Origin of the sequence: Streptomyces sp. NPDC088910 (assembly GCF_044749865.1) — a bacterium.
GTDB lineage: Bacteria > Actinomycetota > Actinomycetes > Streptomycetales > Streptomycetaceae > Actinacidiphila.
In genome coordinates, this window is sequence record NZ_JBIVIV010000014.1 from 43,754 (window position 1) to 59,372 (window position 15,619).

The 15,619-nt window shown below is 70.6% G+C and carries 12 protein-coding genes and 1 pseudogene; 6 read left to right on the top strand and 7 right to left on the bottom strand.

Annotated features, from left to right (window positions below):
• The first annotated feature begins 33 nt into the window (after positions 1–33).
• Positions 34–1,278 (top strand): MFS transporter, encoded by a 1,245-nt coding sequence (locus tag ACIP4Z_RS28425; protein WP_401312865.1) that lies wholly within the window; start codon positions 34–36, stop codon positions 1,276–1,278.
• Between the two features lie 124 nt (positions 1,279–1,402).
• Positions 1,403–1,948, top strand: coding sequence for a VOC family protein (locus tag ACIP4Z_RS28430; protein WP_391049126.1), 546 nt, complete (start codon positions 1,403–1,405; stop codon positions 1,946–1,948).
• 18 nt (positions 1,949–1,966) lie between these two features.
• Here ACIP4Z_RS28430 and arsB read toward each other — a convergent pair whose 3' ends face one another.
• Positions 1,967–3,211, bottom strand: coding sequence for an ACR3 family arsenite efflux transporter (arsB, locus tag ACIP4Z_RS28435; RefSeq protein ID WP_401312869.1), 1,245 nt, complete (start codon positions 3,209–3,211; stop codon positions 1,967–1,969).
• Entirely contained in the window at positions 3,202–3,510 is a 309-nt protein-coding gene (locus tag ACIP4Z_RS28440; protein WP_355350097.1) for a metalloregulator ArsR/SmtB family transcription factor, read from the bottom strand. The genes arsB and ACIP4Z_RS28440 overlap by 10 nt, the downstream gene beginning before the upstream one ends.
• A gap of 198 nt (positions 3,511–3,708) precedes the next feature.
• Between ACIP4Z_RS28440 and ACIP4Z_RS28445 the strand changes: the two genes are divergently transcribed.
• Together ACIP4Z_RS28445 and ACIP4Z_RS28450 are read left to right on the top strand one after the other, a co-directional pair.
• Positions 3,709–4,122 carry an arsenate reductase ArsC gene (locus ACIP4Z_RS28445; protein ID WP_401312874.1) on the top strand — a complete coding sequence of 138 codons (414 nt, stop codon included), beginning with the start codon at positions 3,709–3,711 and terminating at the stop codon, positions 4,120–4,122.
• A 139-nt stretch (positions 4,123–4,261) separates the two neighbouring features.
• Positions 4,262–4,417: pseudogene (locus tag ACIP4Z_RS28450) on the top strand (DUF255 domain-containing protein); the annotation flags it as partial.
• Between the two features lie 112 nt (positions 4,418–4,529).
• On the opposite strand, the gene ACIP4Z_RS28455 reads toward ACIP4Z_RS28450, so the two are convergent.
• Positions 4,530–6,470 (bottom strand): DNA/RNA helicase domain-containing protein, encoded by a 1,941-nt coding sequence (locus tag ACIP4Z_RS28455; protein WP_355347819.1) that lies wholly within the window; start codon positions 6,468–6,470, stop codon positions 4,530–4,532.
• A 167-nt stretch (positions 6,471–6,637) separates the two neighbouring features.
• Between ACIP4Z_RS28455 and ACIP4Z_RS28460 the strand changes: the two genes are divergently transcribed.
• The gene (locus ACIP4Z_RS28460; protein ID WP_401312878.1) at positions 6,638–8,689 is read left to right on the top strand and encodes a thioredoxin domain-containing protein; all 2,052 of its coding nucleotides are present in this window, start codon (positions 6,638–6,640) and stop codon (positions 8,687–8,689) included.
• A gap of 150 nt (positions 8,690–8,839) precedes the next feature.
• On the opposite strand, the gene ACIP4Z_RS28465 is transcribed toward ACIP4Z_RS28460, so the two are convergent.
• The 3 genes from ACIP4Z_RS28465 to ACIP4Z_RS28475 all read right to left on the bottom strand — a co-directional run bounded on the left by ACIP4Z_RS28465 (position 8,840) and on the right by ACIP4Z_RS28475 (position 12,163).
• On the bottom strand, positions 8,840–9,460 hold the full coding sequence (locus ACIP4Z_RS28465) for a TetR/AcrR family transcriptional regulator (RefSeq protein ID WP_401312881.1): 621 nt from the start codon (positions 9,458–9,460) through the stop codon (positions 8,840–8,842).
• Between the two features lie 4 nt (positions 9,461–9,464).
• Positions 9,465–11,219, bottom strand: coding sequence for an MFS transporter (locus tag ACIP4Z_RS28470; RefSeq protein WP_401312884.1), 1,755 nt, complete (start codon positions 11,217–11,219; stop codon positions 9,465–9,467).
• A gap of 245 nt (positions 11,220–11,464) precedes the next feature.
• Entirely contained in the window at positions 11,465–12,163 is a 699-nt protein-coding gene (locus ACIP4Z_RS28475) for a hemolysin III family protein (protein WP_355347833.1), read from the bottom strand.
• Between the two features lie 256 nt (positions 12,164–12,419).
• On the opposite strand from ACIP4Z_RS28475, the gene ACIP4Z_RS28480 reads away from it, so the two are divergent.
• Positions 12,420–14,240 carry a phosphoenolpyruvate carboxykinase (GTP) gene (locus ACIP4Z_RS28480; RefSeq protein ID WP_355347836.1) on the top strand — a complete coding sequence of 607 codons (1,821 nt, stop codon included), beginning with the start codon at positions 12,420–12,422 and terminating at the stop codon, positions 14,238–14,240.
• Between the two features lie 82 nt (positions 14,241–14,322).
• On the opposite strand, the gene ACIP4Z_RS28485 is transcribed toward ACIP4Z_RS28480, so the two are convergent.
• Entirely contained in the window at positions 14,323–15,537 is a 1,215-nt protein-coding gene (locus tag ACIP4Z_RS28485) for an aminotransferase class I/II-fold pyridoxal phosphate-dependent enzyme (RefSeq protein WP_391127123.1), read from the bottom strand.
• Positions 15,538–15,619: the final 82 nt, after the last annotated feature.

A 15,619-nucleotide genomic window follows, 5' to 3' on the forward strand; every position in this document is an offset into this window, starting at 1 on the left:
CCACGTCGGCCCGTCGAAGGGGGAGCGCCGCGCATGAGGGGCAGGAGAGCGCTGGGGCGGCCGTTCGGCTGGCTGTGGGCGGCGTACGCGGTGAGCGCCTACGGGTCGGGGCTGGGCTTCGGCGCGCTGCCGCTGATCGCGGTGCTGGCCCTGCACGCGGGCCCCGCCGAGGTGTCCGCGCTGTCCGCCGTGGGGCCCGCGGTGGGAGCGCTGATCGCGCTGCCGCTCGCGCCGTGGGTGGAGTTCCGGCGCAAGCGCCCGGTCATGGTCGCGATGGACCTGACCCGGTTCGCGGTCATGGCGACGGTCCCGGCCGCGTACGCCCTCGGCTGGCTCAGCTTCGTCCACCTGCTCGTGGTCTCCGCCGTGTCCGCCGCGGCCAAGATCGCCTTCAACGCCTCCAGCGGCGCCTACCTCAAGGCGCTCGTCCGGCCGGACGACCTGCTCGTGGCCAACGCCCGCTTCGAGTCCACGAACTGGAGCTCCATCGCGGTCGGGCCGCCGCTCGGCGGAGCGGCCATCGGCCTGTTCGGGCCGGTCGTCACCGTCGTGGCCGACGCGCTCAGCTACCTGTGCTCCGCGCTGTGCGTCACCGCGATCCGCGGCCGGGAGGACGCGCCGCGGCCCACCGGCACACCGACGACCCGGGCGGGCGCGCTGCTCGACGGCTGGCGGCACCTCCTGGGCCACCCCGGCCTGCGGGCGCTCTACCTCAACCAGCTGCTCGTCGGCGGTCTGATCATGGCCACAGAACCGCTGCTCGCCGTGCTCCTGCTGCGCCAACTCGGCTTCCCGCCCTGGCAGTACGGCCTCGCCTTCGCCGCGCCCTGCGTCGGCGGGCTCATCGGCTCGCGGCTGGCCCGCCGGGTGGTCGCCCGCCACGGGCAGCAGTGGGTCTTCCGGACCGTCGGCACCCTGCGCGCCGTCTGGCTGATCGGGCTGGCCTTCGTCCGGCCCGGCGTCGTCGGCCTGCTCACCGTGATCGCCGTCGAGCTGGCGATCATCGTCAACATGAGCCTGTACACACCGGTGCTCGCCACCTACCGGCTCGAACACACCCCCCGGCACCTCGTCGCCCGGACCCTGTCGGCCTGGTCGATCGGCCAGCAGACGGCCATCGCCGTCCTCACCGCGCTCGCCGGGCTGCTCGCCGACGTCACCGGCCCGCGCACCGCCCTCACGGTCGTGGGCCTGCTCATCCTGACCACCCCGCTCCTGCTGCCCCGCCGCGACCTCACCCCGAGCCCCGAGCCGGCCCTGGCCCCCGGCCGGCCGTGACCGACCGGGCCCGGGCGGGGGTATCGGCGGATCGCGGCACCGCCGCTGCGCCGTTGCGGACCGGAACTGACCGCAATCGCGCCTAGCGTCGCTGTCGACAACCGATGTCAGCGAAAGGACCGCGATGCCCGAGAAGACCAATGCCGCGCCCGAGGGCTACACCACGGTGGCGCCCTGGGTGGTCACCGACGACACGGGGGCGTTCCTCGACTTCGTGGCCGCGGCGTTCGGGGGTGAGGAACTCGGGCGGGTGGCGACGGAGGACGGCCTGATCGGACACGGCGAGATCCGTATCGGCGACACCGTGGTGCTGGCCTTCGACCGGCACGCGGACTGGCCCGTCGTGCCGAGCCTGCTGCGCGTGTTTGTCGCCGATGCCGACGAGGCGTTCGCGCGGGCCGTCGCGGCCGGCGGCCGTATCGTCACGGAGCTGGCCGACGACGCCTTCGGACAGCGCGGCGGCCGGATCAAGGACCCCTTCGGCAACATCTGGTGGGTGGTCAGCCGCGTGGAGGACGTCTCCGCGGACGACATGTGGAAGCGGCTGGAGGACCCCGTGTACGCCGAGGCCATGCGCGTGGCCCAGGAGACCCTCGACGCCGAGCTGAGCGGCCGGGCCGGCCGCAGCAGCGCCCCCGTCAGGACCTGGCCCCGCGGCCAGGACGCGTAAGGCGTAGGTCAATCAGCGTCAATCAGCCGTCGTCAGCGCGTCGGCGGTGAACCTCCGGCGCCAGGCGAGCGCGACGTGGACGAGGCCGATCAGGACGGGGACCTCGATCAGCGGGCCGACGACCCCGGCCAGCGCCTGGCCGGAGGTGACCCCGAAGGTGGCGACGGCGACCGCGATGGCCAGCTCGAAGTTGTTGCCCGCCGCGGTGAACGCGAGGGTCGCGGTGCGGTCGTAGGCCAGACCGACACCCTTGCCGAGGAGGAAGGCGCCGAAGAACATGACCGCGAAGTAGACCAGCAGCGGAGCCGCGATCCGTACGACGTCCAGCGGGCGCGAGGTGATCGTCCCGCCCTGGAGGGCGAAGAGGACGACGATCGTGAACAGCAGCCCGTACAGCGCCCACGGGCCGATCCTCGGCAGGAACGCGCTCTCGTACCGCTCGCGCCCCACGCGCCGCTCGCCGACGCGGCGCGTGAGGAACCCCGCGAGCAGGGGCACGCCGAGGAAGACGACGACGTTCAGCGCGATGTGCCAGGCGGAGACGTCCAGGCCCTGGCCGTCGCCGAGGTTGAGCAGACGCGGCAGCAGGTCGAGGTAGAACCAGCCCAGCAGCGCGAACGCGAGCACCTGGAACACCGAGTTGAGCGCGACCAGGACGGCGGCGGCCTCGCGGTCGCCGCACGCGAGGTCGTTCCAGATGATGACCATGGCGATGCAGCGGGCGAGTCCCACGATGATCAGACCGGTGCGGTACTCGGGCAGGTCCGGCAGGAAGAGCCAGGCCAGCGCGAACATGATCGCGGGCCCGAGGACCCAGTTGAGGAGCAGGGAGGACGCCATCAGCTTCCGGTCGCCGGTGACGCGGTCGAGCCGGTCGTAGCGGACCTTGGCCAGCACCGGGTACATCATCACGAGCAGGCCGAGCGCGATCGGCAGCGAGATCCCGCCGATCTCGGTCTTCGCGAGCGCGTCGTTCAGCCCCGGGACGGCGCGGCCCAGCCCCAGACCGGCCCCCATCGCGGCCAGAATCCAGACCGCGAGGTAGCGGTCCAGGGCGGAGAGCTTCCCGACGACCGAGTCGCGCGGGGCCGGACCGCCGCCCGGTGGGCGGGCGGCGGCGGGCTCCGCGGAGGGCGCGGGTCGGGGTTCCGCGGAGGGCGCGGGTCGGGGTTCCGCGGAGGGCGCGGGTCGGGGTTCCGCCGAGGTCACGGGTCGGGGCTGCGCGGAGGGCGCGGGCCGGGGTTCCGCGGAGGTCACGGGCACGCCCGCTTGTTCTCGGCGGCGGTACGCGCGGACTCCGCGAGCGCGGCGAACCGCTCGGACAGTCCGGCCAGCACCTCGGGGCGCAGCTTGTAGTAGACGAACCGGCCGCAGGGCTCGGTGTCCACCACGCCCGCCTCGCGCAGGACCTTCATGTGGTTGGAGAGATTGGTCTGCCTGGCTCCGGTCTCCTCGACCAGGTGCGTGGTGCACAGGGTCTCGCGGGCGAGCAGGGTCACGATCCGGAGCCTGAGCGGGTCGGCCAGCACCCGCATCAGATCAGTGTCGACTGATGTCAGCATGGACTGATACTGTCACACACCAGTCGCTGCTGATACCAGCGCGGGCTGAATCGTTCGTTCGCCTCGCCACGTCGCCGCAGCGAATCCGTCCGTCAAGCCGTCGCACCGAGCCCGTGGCACCACGCCCGTCTCATCACGCCCGTTGCACCACGCCGGTCCCATCACGCCGTTCAACCGAGGAAGGAACAGGGAAGCCCCATGTCCGACAAGCCTTCCGTCCTGTTCGTCTGCGTCCACAACGCCGGCCGCTCGCAGATGGCCGCCGCGTGGCTCACCCACCTGGCCGGGGACCGCGTCGAGGTCCGCTCCGCCGGGTCCGACCCGGGCGCCGCCGTCAACCCGGCCGCCGTCCAGGCCATGGCCGAGGTCGGCATCGACATCTCCGCCGAGGCCCCGAAGATCCTCACCGTGGACGCGGTACGCGAGTCCGACGTGTGCGTCACGATGGGCTGCGGCGACACCTGCCCGGTCTTCCCCGGCAAGCGCTACCTCGACTGGAAGCTCGACGACCCGGCCGGCCAGGGCGTCGAAGCCGTGCGACCGATCCGCGACGAGATCAAGTCCCTGGTCGGGACCCTCCTCCAGGAGATCGCCCCACCCCCGGCCCCTTGACCGCCCCGCCCCCCGTCGGACCCCGTCCCCACCGGTCCCGCTCCCGCTCCCGCCCGGTGCGTCGAGATGCCCGAACGACAGCCTCCCGCCGCCGCGCGCGATCGTCTCGCGGGCCTTGCTTTGTGAGAGGCTAGGCCGCGTGAACCGGTTGGCTGACGCGACCTCGCCCTATCTTCTCCAGCACGCCGCGAATCCCGTGGACTGGTGGCCGTGGGGGGCGGAGGCGTTCGCGGAGGCGCGCAAGCGCGGTGTGCCAGTGCTGCTGAGCGTGGGGTACAGCGCGTGCCACTGGTGCCAGTGAACTCGTCAACCGAGTAGTGGGTTCGGTCGTACCTTGCTGGCATCATCCGGCTGGGACCGGAGGGCCTATGGCAAGCCATCCGCCCGGCAGGCAGGAGACGGCTGGATCAGAGTTTCTGCACGCCGAGGTCGGCGAAGAGCTTCCTGATGGCGGGGTCGACCGAGTAGAGCACCAGGCCGCGGATGGAGCGGGTCATCAGCACGCCGTAGGCATTGCGCAACGCCCGGATGAGTTCGGTGTCGTCCTTGATCTGTGAGGCCTTGCTCTTCACGTGCTCGCGGTTGGCGACCCAGGTGCCGTCCTCCCACGTGAGATCGGGGCCCATGATCACGCCGCCCCACTCGTACTCGAGCCCTTGGGCCGTGTGCACGCAACCGATCTGCCCGAAGCCTCCGGGATCTGTCGCCCAGAACTTTCGCTTGGGTATTCCCTGGGTGCTGTGGTTGTCACCGGCGTTCCAAGGGCGTGCCCAGTCGGGATCGGGGCTGACGTCGGGGAAGGTGCCGGTGTCGTCGGTCCAGTCCCAGCACATTCCGGCGGTCATCCGGGCGCTCACGCCCGTCGGGTCCTTGACCTTGAGGAAGGACTCCATCTCTGCAGCACTGTCAGCGTAGTAGAGCTCGAAAGGCTCAGGGTCGGTGGCGTCGTCAGGACTCCACGCGATGGGGTCCCCGGCCATGAGCCGGCTGACCCAGGTGTCGTATGTCGAGCTGCCGACGGTTCGGAGTACCCGGTCCAGGTTGATCGGCACGATCTCTACGCCGAGGTTCCGGAGCTCGCTTTTGAGTCTTTCAGGGGACCAGACCTCTTCCGCGAAGAGGCGTTGATCCCCGTCGATGAAGAAGACCGGCACGCGAGCGTGGGTGACGACTTCCTCCACCGAGGTCGGCCCTGTCTGCCGCATCCCGAAGGAACCGGTCTTCGGTCGCAGGCTGAGGCGGTGGGCTTCGTCACAGACGATCAGGTCCAGCTCGTCGGGCCCGAACTTGTCGGCAATCTGCACCAGCGGCCTGAAGACTTTCCGGTACCCCTTGGCAGCGCGCTTGAAGGTGTCGCGAGAGGCGATGCCACCGGAAACGAAGGCGGCAGAGTGTCCAGCTTGCAGCGCTTCTCCCAGCGCGGTGAGCGCAACGAGTGACTTGCCGCTGCCCGCACGTCCCTCGATGACGAATGCCTTCTTCACCCCCTGCGCCCCGACGGCTGCCGCGGCATCGGCGATCGCCTGGACCGCCCGTAGTTGGTGTTCGACGAGACTGAACCGGGTGTGGCCGTTGACGATCGCTGCGGTCTCGTCAGTCAGAAGGCTGGTCGAGCGTCGACGTCCGAGCAACTCCTGTGCGGCCTCCGCGCCGGAGTCCGAGCTGAAGTTCGCGGTCAGGAACTTCTCCAGGTCCCCCGGTTGCCGTGCGGTGAACGTGGGGATCCCTGGGCGAGGAGACACCTGGCTTATCCACTGGTGCTCCGGATCCATGAGGTTGTGCAGGTAGGCCGCGCCCACGAGATTGACGTAGCGATCATCGAACATGCTGTGGTGCCTGCGCAGGTCGTCCACGTTGTTGCCGACCTGGACAGCGGGATGCTTGAGGTGCTTCTCGTACCCAGCGAACGGCGCGTAGACCAGATCCCTGGCGCAGCGCTGGCAGAGTTTGGTGTTCCCCTCCGCCCTGCACGAGGCGCAGAGCCCGGCTGCCTTCGACGCGGTCGGACGCTCGATGCTGCCCCACTGCTTGAGCTCGATGACCGCGTAGCTCAGCCGTCCCGAGGGATGCTGTCCTGCGAGGACGACGTCGATGTGGTTCATCTGACCGTCGGCGAGGTACTCGATGAACATCCGCACCTGGCCGAGCCCGAAGTTGTCCAGCGTGGTCGCCAGCTCGTAGACGCTCTCACGCCAGGACTTGACATCCGAGGGGCTCGGTTTCTTGTCCTTCGGGTGCGCGGCGGTGTAGCACTCGCTGATCTTCCGGACCAACTGATGGCGGTCCCGCACCAGACGCTGTACGGACCAGAACGCCTCCAGCGGCTTCCAGCCGCTCCCGACCGCCATCCCGTTTACCTCCAGTGAACGAAGCTCTCCTGAGCCGATTCACTGGAACGTAGCATCATCGTATTGTCATTTAATTTGGATTTACCTGGTCGACTGCCGTCGGCGGACCACGGCGCAGTCGGCCCGTGTGAGTTCTCGGGGCTGAGCCGCGTGAGACGCTGGTTCGCATGAACCGTCTTGCCGACGCGACCTCGCCCTATCTTCTCCAGCACGCCGCGAATCCCGTGGACTGGTGGCCGTGGGGGGCGGAGGCGTTCGCGGAGGCGCGCAAGCGCGGTGTGCCGGTGCTGCTGAGCGTGGGGTACAGCGCGTGCCACTGGTGCCATGTGATGGCGCACGAGTCCTTCGAGGACGAGGTGACGGCCGCGTACCTCAATGAGCACTTCGTGTCGGTGAAGGTGGACCGCGAGGAGCGGCCGGACGTCGACGCCGTGTACATGGAGGCCGTGCAGGCGGCCACCGGCCAGGGCGGCTGGCCGATGACGGTGTTTCTGACGCCGGAGGGCGAGCCGTTCTACTTCGGTACGTACTTCCCGCCGGCCGCGCGGCAGGGGATGCCCGGCTTCCGGGACGTGCTGGAGGGCGTCGTCGCGGCGTGGCGTGACCGGCGCGAGGAGGTCGCGGATGTCGCGACGCGGATCGTCCGGGACCTGGCCGAGCGGGCCGACGCGTACGGCGCGGCCGTCCATCCGGGTGAAGGCGAACTGTCGGCGGCGCTGCTCGGGCTGACCCGTGAATACGACGCGCGGCGCGGCGGGTTCGGCGGGGCGCCGAAGTTCCCGCCGTCCATGGCGCTGGAGTTCCTGCTGCGGCACCACGCGCGGACCGGCGCCGAGGGCGCGTTGCAGATGGCCCGCGACACCTGCGAGGCGATGGCGCGCGGCGGGATCTACGACCAACTCGGCGGCGGCTTCGCCCGGTACGCGGTCGACCGCACGTGGAGCGTGCCGCACTTCGAAAAAATGCTTTATGATAATGCGCTGCTCACCCGCGTGTACGCGCACCTGTGGCGGGCCACCGGCTCCGACTTCGCGCGCCGCGTCGCGCTGGAGACCGCGGACTTCATGATCGCCGAACTGGCCACGGACGAGGGCGGGTTCGCGTCCGCGCTGGACGCCGACAGCGACGACGGCACCGGCAAGCACGCCGAAGGCGCCTACTACGCGTGGACGCCCGCGCAGCTCACCGAGGTACTGGGCTCGGCCGACGGGGAGTTCGCGGCGGGCTACTTCGGCGTCACCGAGGAGGGCACCTTCGAGGAGGGCGCCTCCGTACTCCAACTCCCGCAGGGCAACGGCGTGGTGGACGCCGACCGGGTCGCCTCCGTACGCGAACGGCTGCTCACCGCCCGCGCGTCGCGCCCCCGTCCGGGGCGTGACGACAAGGTGGTCGCCGCCTGGAACGGCCTGGCCATCGCCGCGCTCGCCGAGACCGGGGCCTACTTCGACAGGCCCGACCTCGTACAGGCCGCGGTCGACGCGGCCGACCTGCTCGTACGCGTCCACATGGACGAGCGCGGACGGCTCTCGCGCACCTCGCGCGACGGCGTCGCCGGGGCCAACGACGGTGTGCTGGAGGACTACGGCGATGTCGCCGAGGGCTTCCTGGCGCTCGCGTCGGTGACCGGCGAGGGCGTATGGCTGGACTTCGCCGGGCTGCTGCTCGACTCCGTCATCGTCCACTTCACCGCGGACGACGGCGGGCTGTACGACACCGCCGACGACGCCGAGACCCTGATCCGCCGCCCGCAGGACCCCACCGACAACGCGACGCCGTCCGGCTGGACGGCCGCCGCGGGTGCGCTGCTCACGTACGCCGCCCACACCGGCTCCGACGCCCACCGCACCGCCGCGGAAAGGGCGTTGGGTGTCGTCGGCGCGCTCGCCTCCCGCGCGCCGCGGTTCGTCGGCTGGGGTCTGGCCGTCGCCGAGGCCGCGCTCGACGGGCCGCGCGAGGTCGCCGTCGTCGGCGCGGTCGGCGATCCCCTGACCGACGAACTCCACCTCACCGCGCTGCTCGGCGCCGCGCCCGGCGCCGTGGTCGCGGTCGGCGAGGAGGGCAGTACGGAATTCCCGCTGCTGCACGCCCGGCCGACGCGCGCCGGGCAGGCCGCCGCGTACGTCTGCCGCAACTTCGTCTGCGACGCGCCGACGTCCGACGCCCGCACCCTGCGCTCGCAGCTCCGCTCCGACGTGTGGACCGGACCCCGCCCGAGCTAGCCGGCCCCCCTGCGGGGGTGCGCGCCCAGCCACGACGCTCCCGCGGGTCACCGGCCGTCCCGGCGGGGCGGATCGGTGGTGGCCGGGTCACCGGCCGGTGGGGGCTGGGGGCTCGGTCATGGGGCCTGGTGCCGGGGGAGGCGCGCGGGGTCAGAACTCCAGGCCACCGCGCAGCAGGCCGAGGGCGCGGTCGAGGAGGGGGAGGAGGTCTTCGGTGCGGCCCTGTTCGACCCAGTACATCGTCGTCTCGTGGATGACGCTGAAGACGGCGGCGGTGAAGACGCGTACTTCGAGGTCGTCGGCCGAGCGGCCGGACCGCTCGGCGATGATGCCGCCGAGCAGCCGACCGGTCTCCGACATGGTTTCGTGCGAGCGGGAGCGGATGGCGGGGACGTCGCGGACCAGTTCCTCACGCTGAACCATCTCGGCCTGGCCCTCGGGGTCCTGGAGCAGCAGGCTGAGCGATTCGTGCATGACCATTTCCAGCGCCGTCAGCGGTGACTCCTCGGCGGGCCGGGACCGCAGCATCTCGGCCATGCCCGCGTCGTACTCGTCCGTGAGGACGATGTCCTCCTTGGTGGGGAAGTACCGGAAGACGGTGCTCGGCGAGACGTCCGCCTCGGCCGCGATCTGGTCGACGGGGGTGGCGTCGTACCCCTGCTCGGCGAAGAGCCGGTAGGCGGCGGCGCGGATGGCCTGGCGGGTCTGGGCCTTCTTGCGTTCGCGCAGACCGGTCTTCGCCGGGATGATGCCGCTGGAGCGAGGGGACATGGCCTCATTGTCCGGCATCCGTGGTGCGTTCTGCCACGGGCAGCGATGCCCCGGCGCGGGTGTCGGAGCCGGTCACGGAGCCGGTCACGGCACCGGACACGATGCCGGGCGCGGCGTCGCTCCCGGACCCGGACCCGTATCCGGACCCGTCTCCAGACCCGGACCCGGACCCGGACCCGTCTCCAGACCCCTTCGCGCCCCGGTCGGCCGCGCCCCCCTCCGTCGCTTTCCCGGTGCGCGGGTTCGGCAGGAAGGCCGCCACCAGCGCGGCGGCCACCAGGGACGCGACACCGCAGACGGTGAGGACGACGCTCATGCCGTGCAGGTACGCGGCGTCGGCTGCGGTGGCCAGCGCGCGGTCGCCCAGGGAGGCGGCGACGGCGTGGGCGCCGACGACGGAGTCCTTGGCGGTGTGCGCGGCGGCCGAGGACAGGCCGCCGGTGTCCAGCCGTCCGGTGTACCCGGCGGCGAGGACGCTGCCGAGGATGGCGACGCCGATCGCGCCGCCGGTCTGCCGCAGCGTCTGGAGCAGTCCCGAGCCGCTGCCCGCGCGCTCGCGGGGGAGCGCGCCGAGCGCGCTGTCCATGGCGGGCACGATGGCGAGGCCGAAGCCGAGCCCGGCGATCGACAGCCACAGCGCGGTGACGCCGTAACCGTCACCGACGCGCGTGGTGCTGCCGAGGAAGGCCGCGCCCGCCAGGACGGCGAGTCCGCCGACGATCACCGGCCGCGGGCCGAACCGCTTGACCAGCGGGGAGCCCGCGCGGGCGGCGAACATCAGCCCGCCCATCATCGGCAGCAGCCGCAGACCGGTGCCGAACGCGTCGTAGCCCAGGGAGGTCTGGAGGTAGGACGGCAGGACGAAGAGCAGCCCGGTGAGGATGAAGGTGACCAGGGTGGCGGCGACCGCGTTCCACACGAAGCCGCGCTGCCGCAGCAGGGTCAGGTCGAGCATCGGCCTGCTCACCCCGCGCTCGCGCAGCACCAGCCCGGCGATCAGCGCGACCCCGCCGAAGAGCATCAGCAGCACCAGCGGGTCGCCCCAGCCCCGGTCGGGCGCTTCGATGATGCCGAAGACCAGGGCGCCGAGGCCCCCGGCGGCGAACACCGTGCTGGGGACGTCCACCCGGGGCGCGGCGGGGTCGCGGGTCTCGGGCAGCAGCGTCATGCAGGCGACGACGCTCAGGCCGACCAGCGGGATGTTGATCAGGAAGACCGAGCCCCACCAGAAGTGTTCGAGCAGCGTGCCGCCGATGATCGGGCCGAGCGGCATGCCGAGCGCCATCGCGGTGGACACGATCGCGACCGCCCGCGAGCGCTCCTGCCCGCTGAACATCGACGGCAGCACCGACAGCGCCAGCGGCATGATGAAGGCCCCGCCGACGCCCATCACCGTACGGGCGGCGATCACCGGTCCCGGGCTGTGCGCCAGCACGCCGAGCATCGATCCGGCCAGGAACACGACGAGGCCCGTGACCAGCATCCGGCGCCGTCCGAACCGGTCGCCCAGCAGGCCCGCCGGGAGCATCGCGGCGGCGAAGACGACGGTGTACGAGTCCACGATCCACTGCATGTCGCCGGTGTCGGCGCCGATCTGCGCGGACATCGTCGGCAGCGCCACGTTGAGGATCGTCGTGTCGAAGCTGAGGACGAGGACGCTGGCGATGATCGCGAGCAGTGCCAGCCAGCGCCGCGGGTCCGCCTGCGGCGGGGCTTGCGCGTCCGCCGGGGGCGGGGCCGGGGAGGAAGAGGTTGCCATGACGGCTCCTGAAGGTCTGTGTCAAATGAGAGTGACTCCTAAAAAAGAGTAGCTGTCAGATCGCCGCATGGGAACCCGTGCGGGCGGGCGCGTCCGCGGATGGGTGTCGGCGTACGCGTACGCACCGGCGTACGCGCCCTCACTCACCCGCGGGCGCGCGCCGACGTGCGGGCGTACGAAAAAACCCGCCCCCGTGGGGACGGGCGCGGGTGGGTGAGGGGGCGGGCGGCTGCGGCCCGGCGGATTTACGCGTGCTGGTAGGCGACCAGCGAGATGCCGACGTAGTGGACGATGAAGGCGACCAGCGTGAAGGAGTGGAAGACCTCGTGGAAGCCGAACCAACGCGGTGACGGATTCGGCCGCTTGAAGCCGTAGACGACGGCGCCGCCGCTGTAGAGCAGGCCGCCGACGATGACGCAGACCATGACGGCCACGCCGCCGGTCCGCAGGAAGTCCGGCAGGAAGAAGACCGCGACCCAGCCGAGCGCGATGTAGCACGGGGTGTAGAGCCAGCGCGGGGCGCCGACCCAGAAGACGCGGAAGGCGATTCCGGCGAGCGCGCCCGCCCAGACGACCCACAGCAGCGCCTTCGAGGTGTCGCCCGGCAGCAGCAGGATCGCCAGCGGCGTGTACGTGCCCGCGATGATCAGGAAGATGTTCGCATGGTCAAGTCGTCGCAAAATCGCTTCGCCCCGAGGGCCCCAGTTGCCCCGGTGGTAGAGCGCGCTCACGCCGAACAGCGCGCACGCGGTCACGGTGAAGACGCCGCAGGCGATCCGTCCCCTGGTGCTCTGGGCGAAGGCGGTGAGCACGACTCCCGAGACGAGCACGGCGGGGAACATCCCCGCGTGCAACCACCCTCTGAGCTTGGGTTTCACGGGGATCGGCAAGTCGACGCCGTCGACGATGGGGGACACCTCTGAAGTGTCGTTGCCAAGGACCATGCCGTCAATCCTACCTACGGTCGCGTAAGTTACCTGTTAGTAGATTTAAAGGTGGCGCGGGACACTCCCGGAGTGGTGATGCTCACTCGCGGCGCCCTGGACAGAATCATTTGACGGGGCCCACACTCATATGAGTGCGGTCGGTACCGGATGAGCACTCCACGAACGCGTCCGGGCCGCAGCCCCCAAGGGGCCGAGAACCAAACCCTCAATTTGTGACGCCGGTTCTGTGCGGACCCGGCGGGACGGAGCGATCGTGGCGCGCGGTATTGCGGCTCCCACCAACCATCAGGAACTGACCCGCTGGGTCGGCGAGATCGCCGAACTCACCCAGCCCGACGAGATCGTGTGGTGCGACGGCTCGGAGGCGGAGTACCACCGCCTGGCCGGAGAACTCGTCGCCAAGGGCACCTTCACCAAGCTCGACCCGACCCTGCGCCCCAACTCGTACTACGCGGCCTCCGACCCCTCGGACGTGGCGCGGGTCGAGGACCGGACCTTCATCTGCTCGGAGAACGAGGCGGACGCGGGCCCGACCAACCACTGGAAGGCCCCCGCCGAGATGCGGGAGATCTTCACCGGCGACAAGGGCGTCTTCCGCGGCTCGATGAAGGGCCGCACGATGTACGTCGTGCCCTTCTGCATGGGCCCGGTCGGCTCACCGCTGTCCGCCATCGGCGTGGAGATCACCGACTCCGCGTACGTCGCCGTCTCCATGCGCACCATGACCCGGATGGGTCAGGCCGTGCTGGACGAACTGGGCACCGACGGCTTCTTCGTCAAGGCCGTGCACACCCTGGGCGCCCCGCTCGAAGAGGGCCAGGCCGACGTGCCGTGGCCGTGCAACACCACCAAGTACATCTCGCACTTCCCCGAGAGCCGCGAGATCTGGTCCTACGGCTCCGGCTACGGCGGCAACGCCCTGCTCGGCAAGAAGTGCTACGCGCTGCGCATCGCCTCCGTCATGGCCCGCGACGAGGGCTGGCTCGCCGAGCACATGCTGATCCTCAAGCTCACCCCGCCCAAGGGAGGACCCGAGGCCGTCAAGTACGTCGCCGCCGCGTTCCCCTCGGCCTGCGGCAAGACCAACCTCGCGATGCTGGAGCCCACCGTCCCCGGCTGGACCGTCGAGACCATCGGCGACGACATCGCCTGGATGCGCTTCGGCGAGGACGGCCGCCTGTACGCCATCAACCCCGAGGCCGGTTTCTTCGGCGTGGCGCCCGGCACCGGAGAGCACACCAACTCCAACGCGATGAAGACGATGTACGGCAACTCCGTCTTCACCAATGTCGCCCTCACCGACGACGGCGACGTGTGGTGGGAGGGCATGACCGAGGAGCCGCCCGCGCACCTCACGGACTGGAAGGGCCAGGACTGGACGCCGCAGTCCGGCACGCCCGCCGCCCACCCCAACGCCCGCTTCACCGTCCCCGCCGCGCAGTGCCCGATCATCGCGCCCGAGTGGGAGGACCCGCGCGGCGTCCCGATCTCCGCGATCCTCTTCGGCGGACGCCGCGCCTCGGCCGTACCGCTGGTCACCGAGTCCTTCGACTGGCAGCACGGCGTCTTCCTCGGCGCCAACGTCGCCAGCGAGAAGACCGCCGCCGCCGAGGGCAAGGTCGGCGAACTGCGCCGCGACCCCTTCGCGATGCTGCCGTTCTGCGGCTACAACATGGGCGACTACTTCGGCCACTGGGTCTCGCTCGGCAAGACGCACGACGCCGCCAAGCTGCCGAAGATCTACTACGTCAACTGGTTCCGCAAGGACGCCGCCGGGCGCTTCGTCTGGCCGGGCTTCGGCGAGAACAGCCGGGTCCTGAAGTGGATCGTCGAACGCCTCAACGGCGAGGCCAAGGGCGTCGAGACCCCCATCGGCATCCTGCCGGCCCCCGGCGACCTCGACACCGAGGGGCTCGACATCTCCCAGGACGACCTCGACCTGCTGCTGTCCGTCGACCGCGAGGTCTGGAAAGAGGAAGCCGCCCTCATCCCCGCCCACCTCGAAACCTTCGGCACCCACACCCCGCGCGAGCTGTGGGACGAGTACGAGTCCCTGGTGGCGCGCCTGGGCTGACGTGGGGGGCGCGGATCGCCCGCGCCCCTTCGCGGTGACCTCCCGCGCTCCTTCGCCGTACCCCTCCCGGACGCCGTACCTCTTACGGCACCTGGCTGTAGCCGCCCAGGAAGTCGCCGATGCGGGTGACCGCGTCCGTCAGGTCCTCCTTGGCGGGGAGGGTGACGAGGCGGAAGTGGTCGGGGTCGGGCCAGTTGAAGCCGGTGCCCTGGACGACGAGGATGCGCTCGGCCCGCAGGAGGTCGAGGACCATCTGCTGGTCGTCCTTGATCTTGTGCACCTTGGGGTCGAGGCGCGGGAAGGCGTAGAGGGCGCCCTTGGGCTTCACGCAGGTGACGCCGGGGATGGCGGTCAGGGCCGCGTACGCCGCGTCGCGCTGCTCGGTCAGCCGGCCGCCGGGCAGGACGAGGTCCTTGATGGACTGGCGCCCGCCGAGGGCGGTGGCGATGGCGTGCTGCGCGGGCACATTCGCGCACAGCCGCATGTTCGCCAGGATCGTCAGGCCCTCGATGTAGCTGGTCGCGTGGTCCTTGGGGCCGCAGACCGCGAGCCAGCCGCTGCGGAAGCCCGCCACCCGGTACGCCTTCGACAGACCGTTGAAGGTCAGGGTCATCAGGTCGGGGGCGATGGCGGCGAAGGGGGTGTGCGTCGCGTCGTCGTACAGGATCTTGTCGTAGATCTCGTCGGCGCAGACGATCAGCCGGTGCCTGCGGGCGATCTCGGCGATGCCGCGCAGCATCTCGTCGTCGTACACGGCGCCGGTCGGGTTGTTCGGGTTGATGATCACGATCGCCTTGGTGCGGTCGGTGATCTTCCGCTCGATGTCGGCGAGGTCCGGCTGCCATTCCGCCTGCTCGTCGCAGCGGTAGTGCACGGCCGTGCCGCCGGACAGCGAGACCGACGCCGTCCACAGCGGGTAGTCCGGCGCGGGCACCAGCACCTCGTCACCGTCGTCGAGCAGCGCCTGCATCGACATCTGGATCAGCTCCGACACCCCGTTGCCGAGGTAGACGTCCTCGACGTCCAGGTCGATGCCCTTGGTCTGGTAGTGCTGCATCACCGCGCGGCGCGCCGGGAGGATGCCCTTGGAGTTCACATACCCGTGCGCCGTCCCCAGCGACCTGAGCATGTCCTCCAGGATCTCCGGCGGGCACTCGAACCCGAACGGCGCCGGATTCCCGGTGTTCAGCTCCAGGATGCGGTGACCCGCCGCCTGAAGCCGCATGGCCTCTTCGAGGACCGGGCCCCGGATGTCGTAGCAGACGTTGGCGAGCTTCGTGGACTGGATCACCTGCATGCCGGTCACCTTACGGCCACGTCACGCGGACCGCTCGGTGTTTTCCGCCACGTACCGGCGGACCCGGGGGCGCGGCTGCCAG

Bases quoted from the DNA above. Each gene is read 5' to 3' on its own strand.
- ACIP4Z_RS28425 (WP_401312865.1), top strand. From the start codon at position 34: ATGAGGGGCAGGAGAGCGCTGGGGCGGCCGTTCGGCTGGCTGTGGGCG.
- ACIP4Z_RS28430 (WP_391049126.1), top strand. From the start codon at position 1,403: ATGCCCGAGAAGACCAATGCCGCGCCCGAGGGCTACACCACGGTGGCG.
- ACIP4Z_RS28440 (WP_355350097.1), bottom strand. From the start codon at position 3,510: ATGCTGACATCAGTCGACACTGATCTGATGCGGGTGCTGGCCGACCCG.
- ACIP4Z_RS28445 (WP_401312874.1), top strand. From the start codon at position 3,709: ATGTCCGACAAGCCTTCCGTCCTGTTCGTCTGCGTCCACAACGCCGGC.
- ACIP4Z_RS28455 (WP_355347819.1), bottom strand. From the start codon at position 6,470: ATGGCGGTCGGGAGCGGCTGGAAGCCGCTGGAGGCGTTCTGGTCCGTA.
- ACIP4Z_RS28460 (WP_401312878.1), top strand. From the start codon at position 6,638: ATGAACCGTCTTGCCGACGCGACCTCGCCCTATCTTCTCCAGCACGCC.
- ACIP4Z_RS28465 (WP_401312881.1), bottom strand. From the start codon at position 9,460: ATGTCCCCTCGCTCCAGCGGCATCATCCCGGCGAAGACCGGTCTGCGC.
- ACIP4Z_RS28470 (WP_401312884.1), bottom strand. From the start codon at position 11,219: ATGGCAACCTCTTCCTCCCCGGCCCCGCCCCCGGCGGACGCGCAAGCC.
- ACIP4Z_RS28475 (WP_355347833.1), bottom strand. From the start codon at position 12,163: ATGGTCCTTGGCAACGACACTTCAGAGGTGTCCCCCATCGTCGACGGC.
- ACIP4Z_RS28485 (WP_391127123.1), bottom strand. From the start codon at position 15,537: ATGCAGGTGATCCAGTCCACGAAGCTCGCCAACGTCTGCTACGACATC.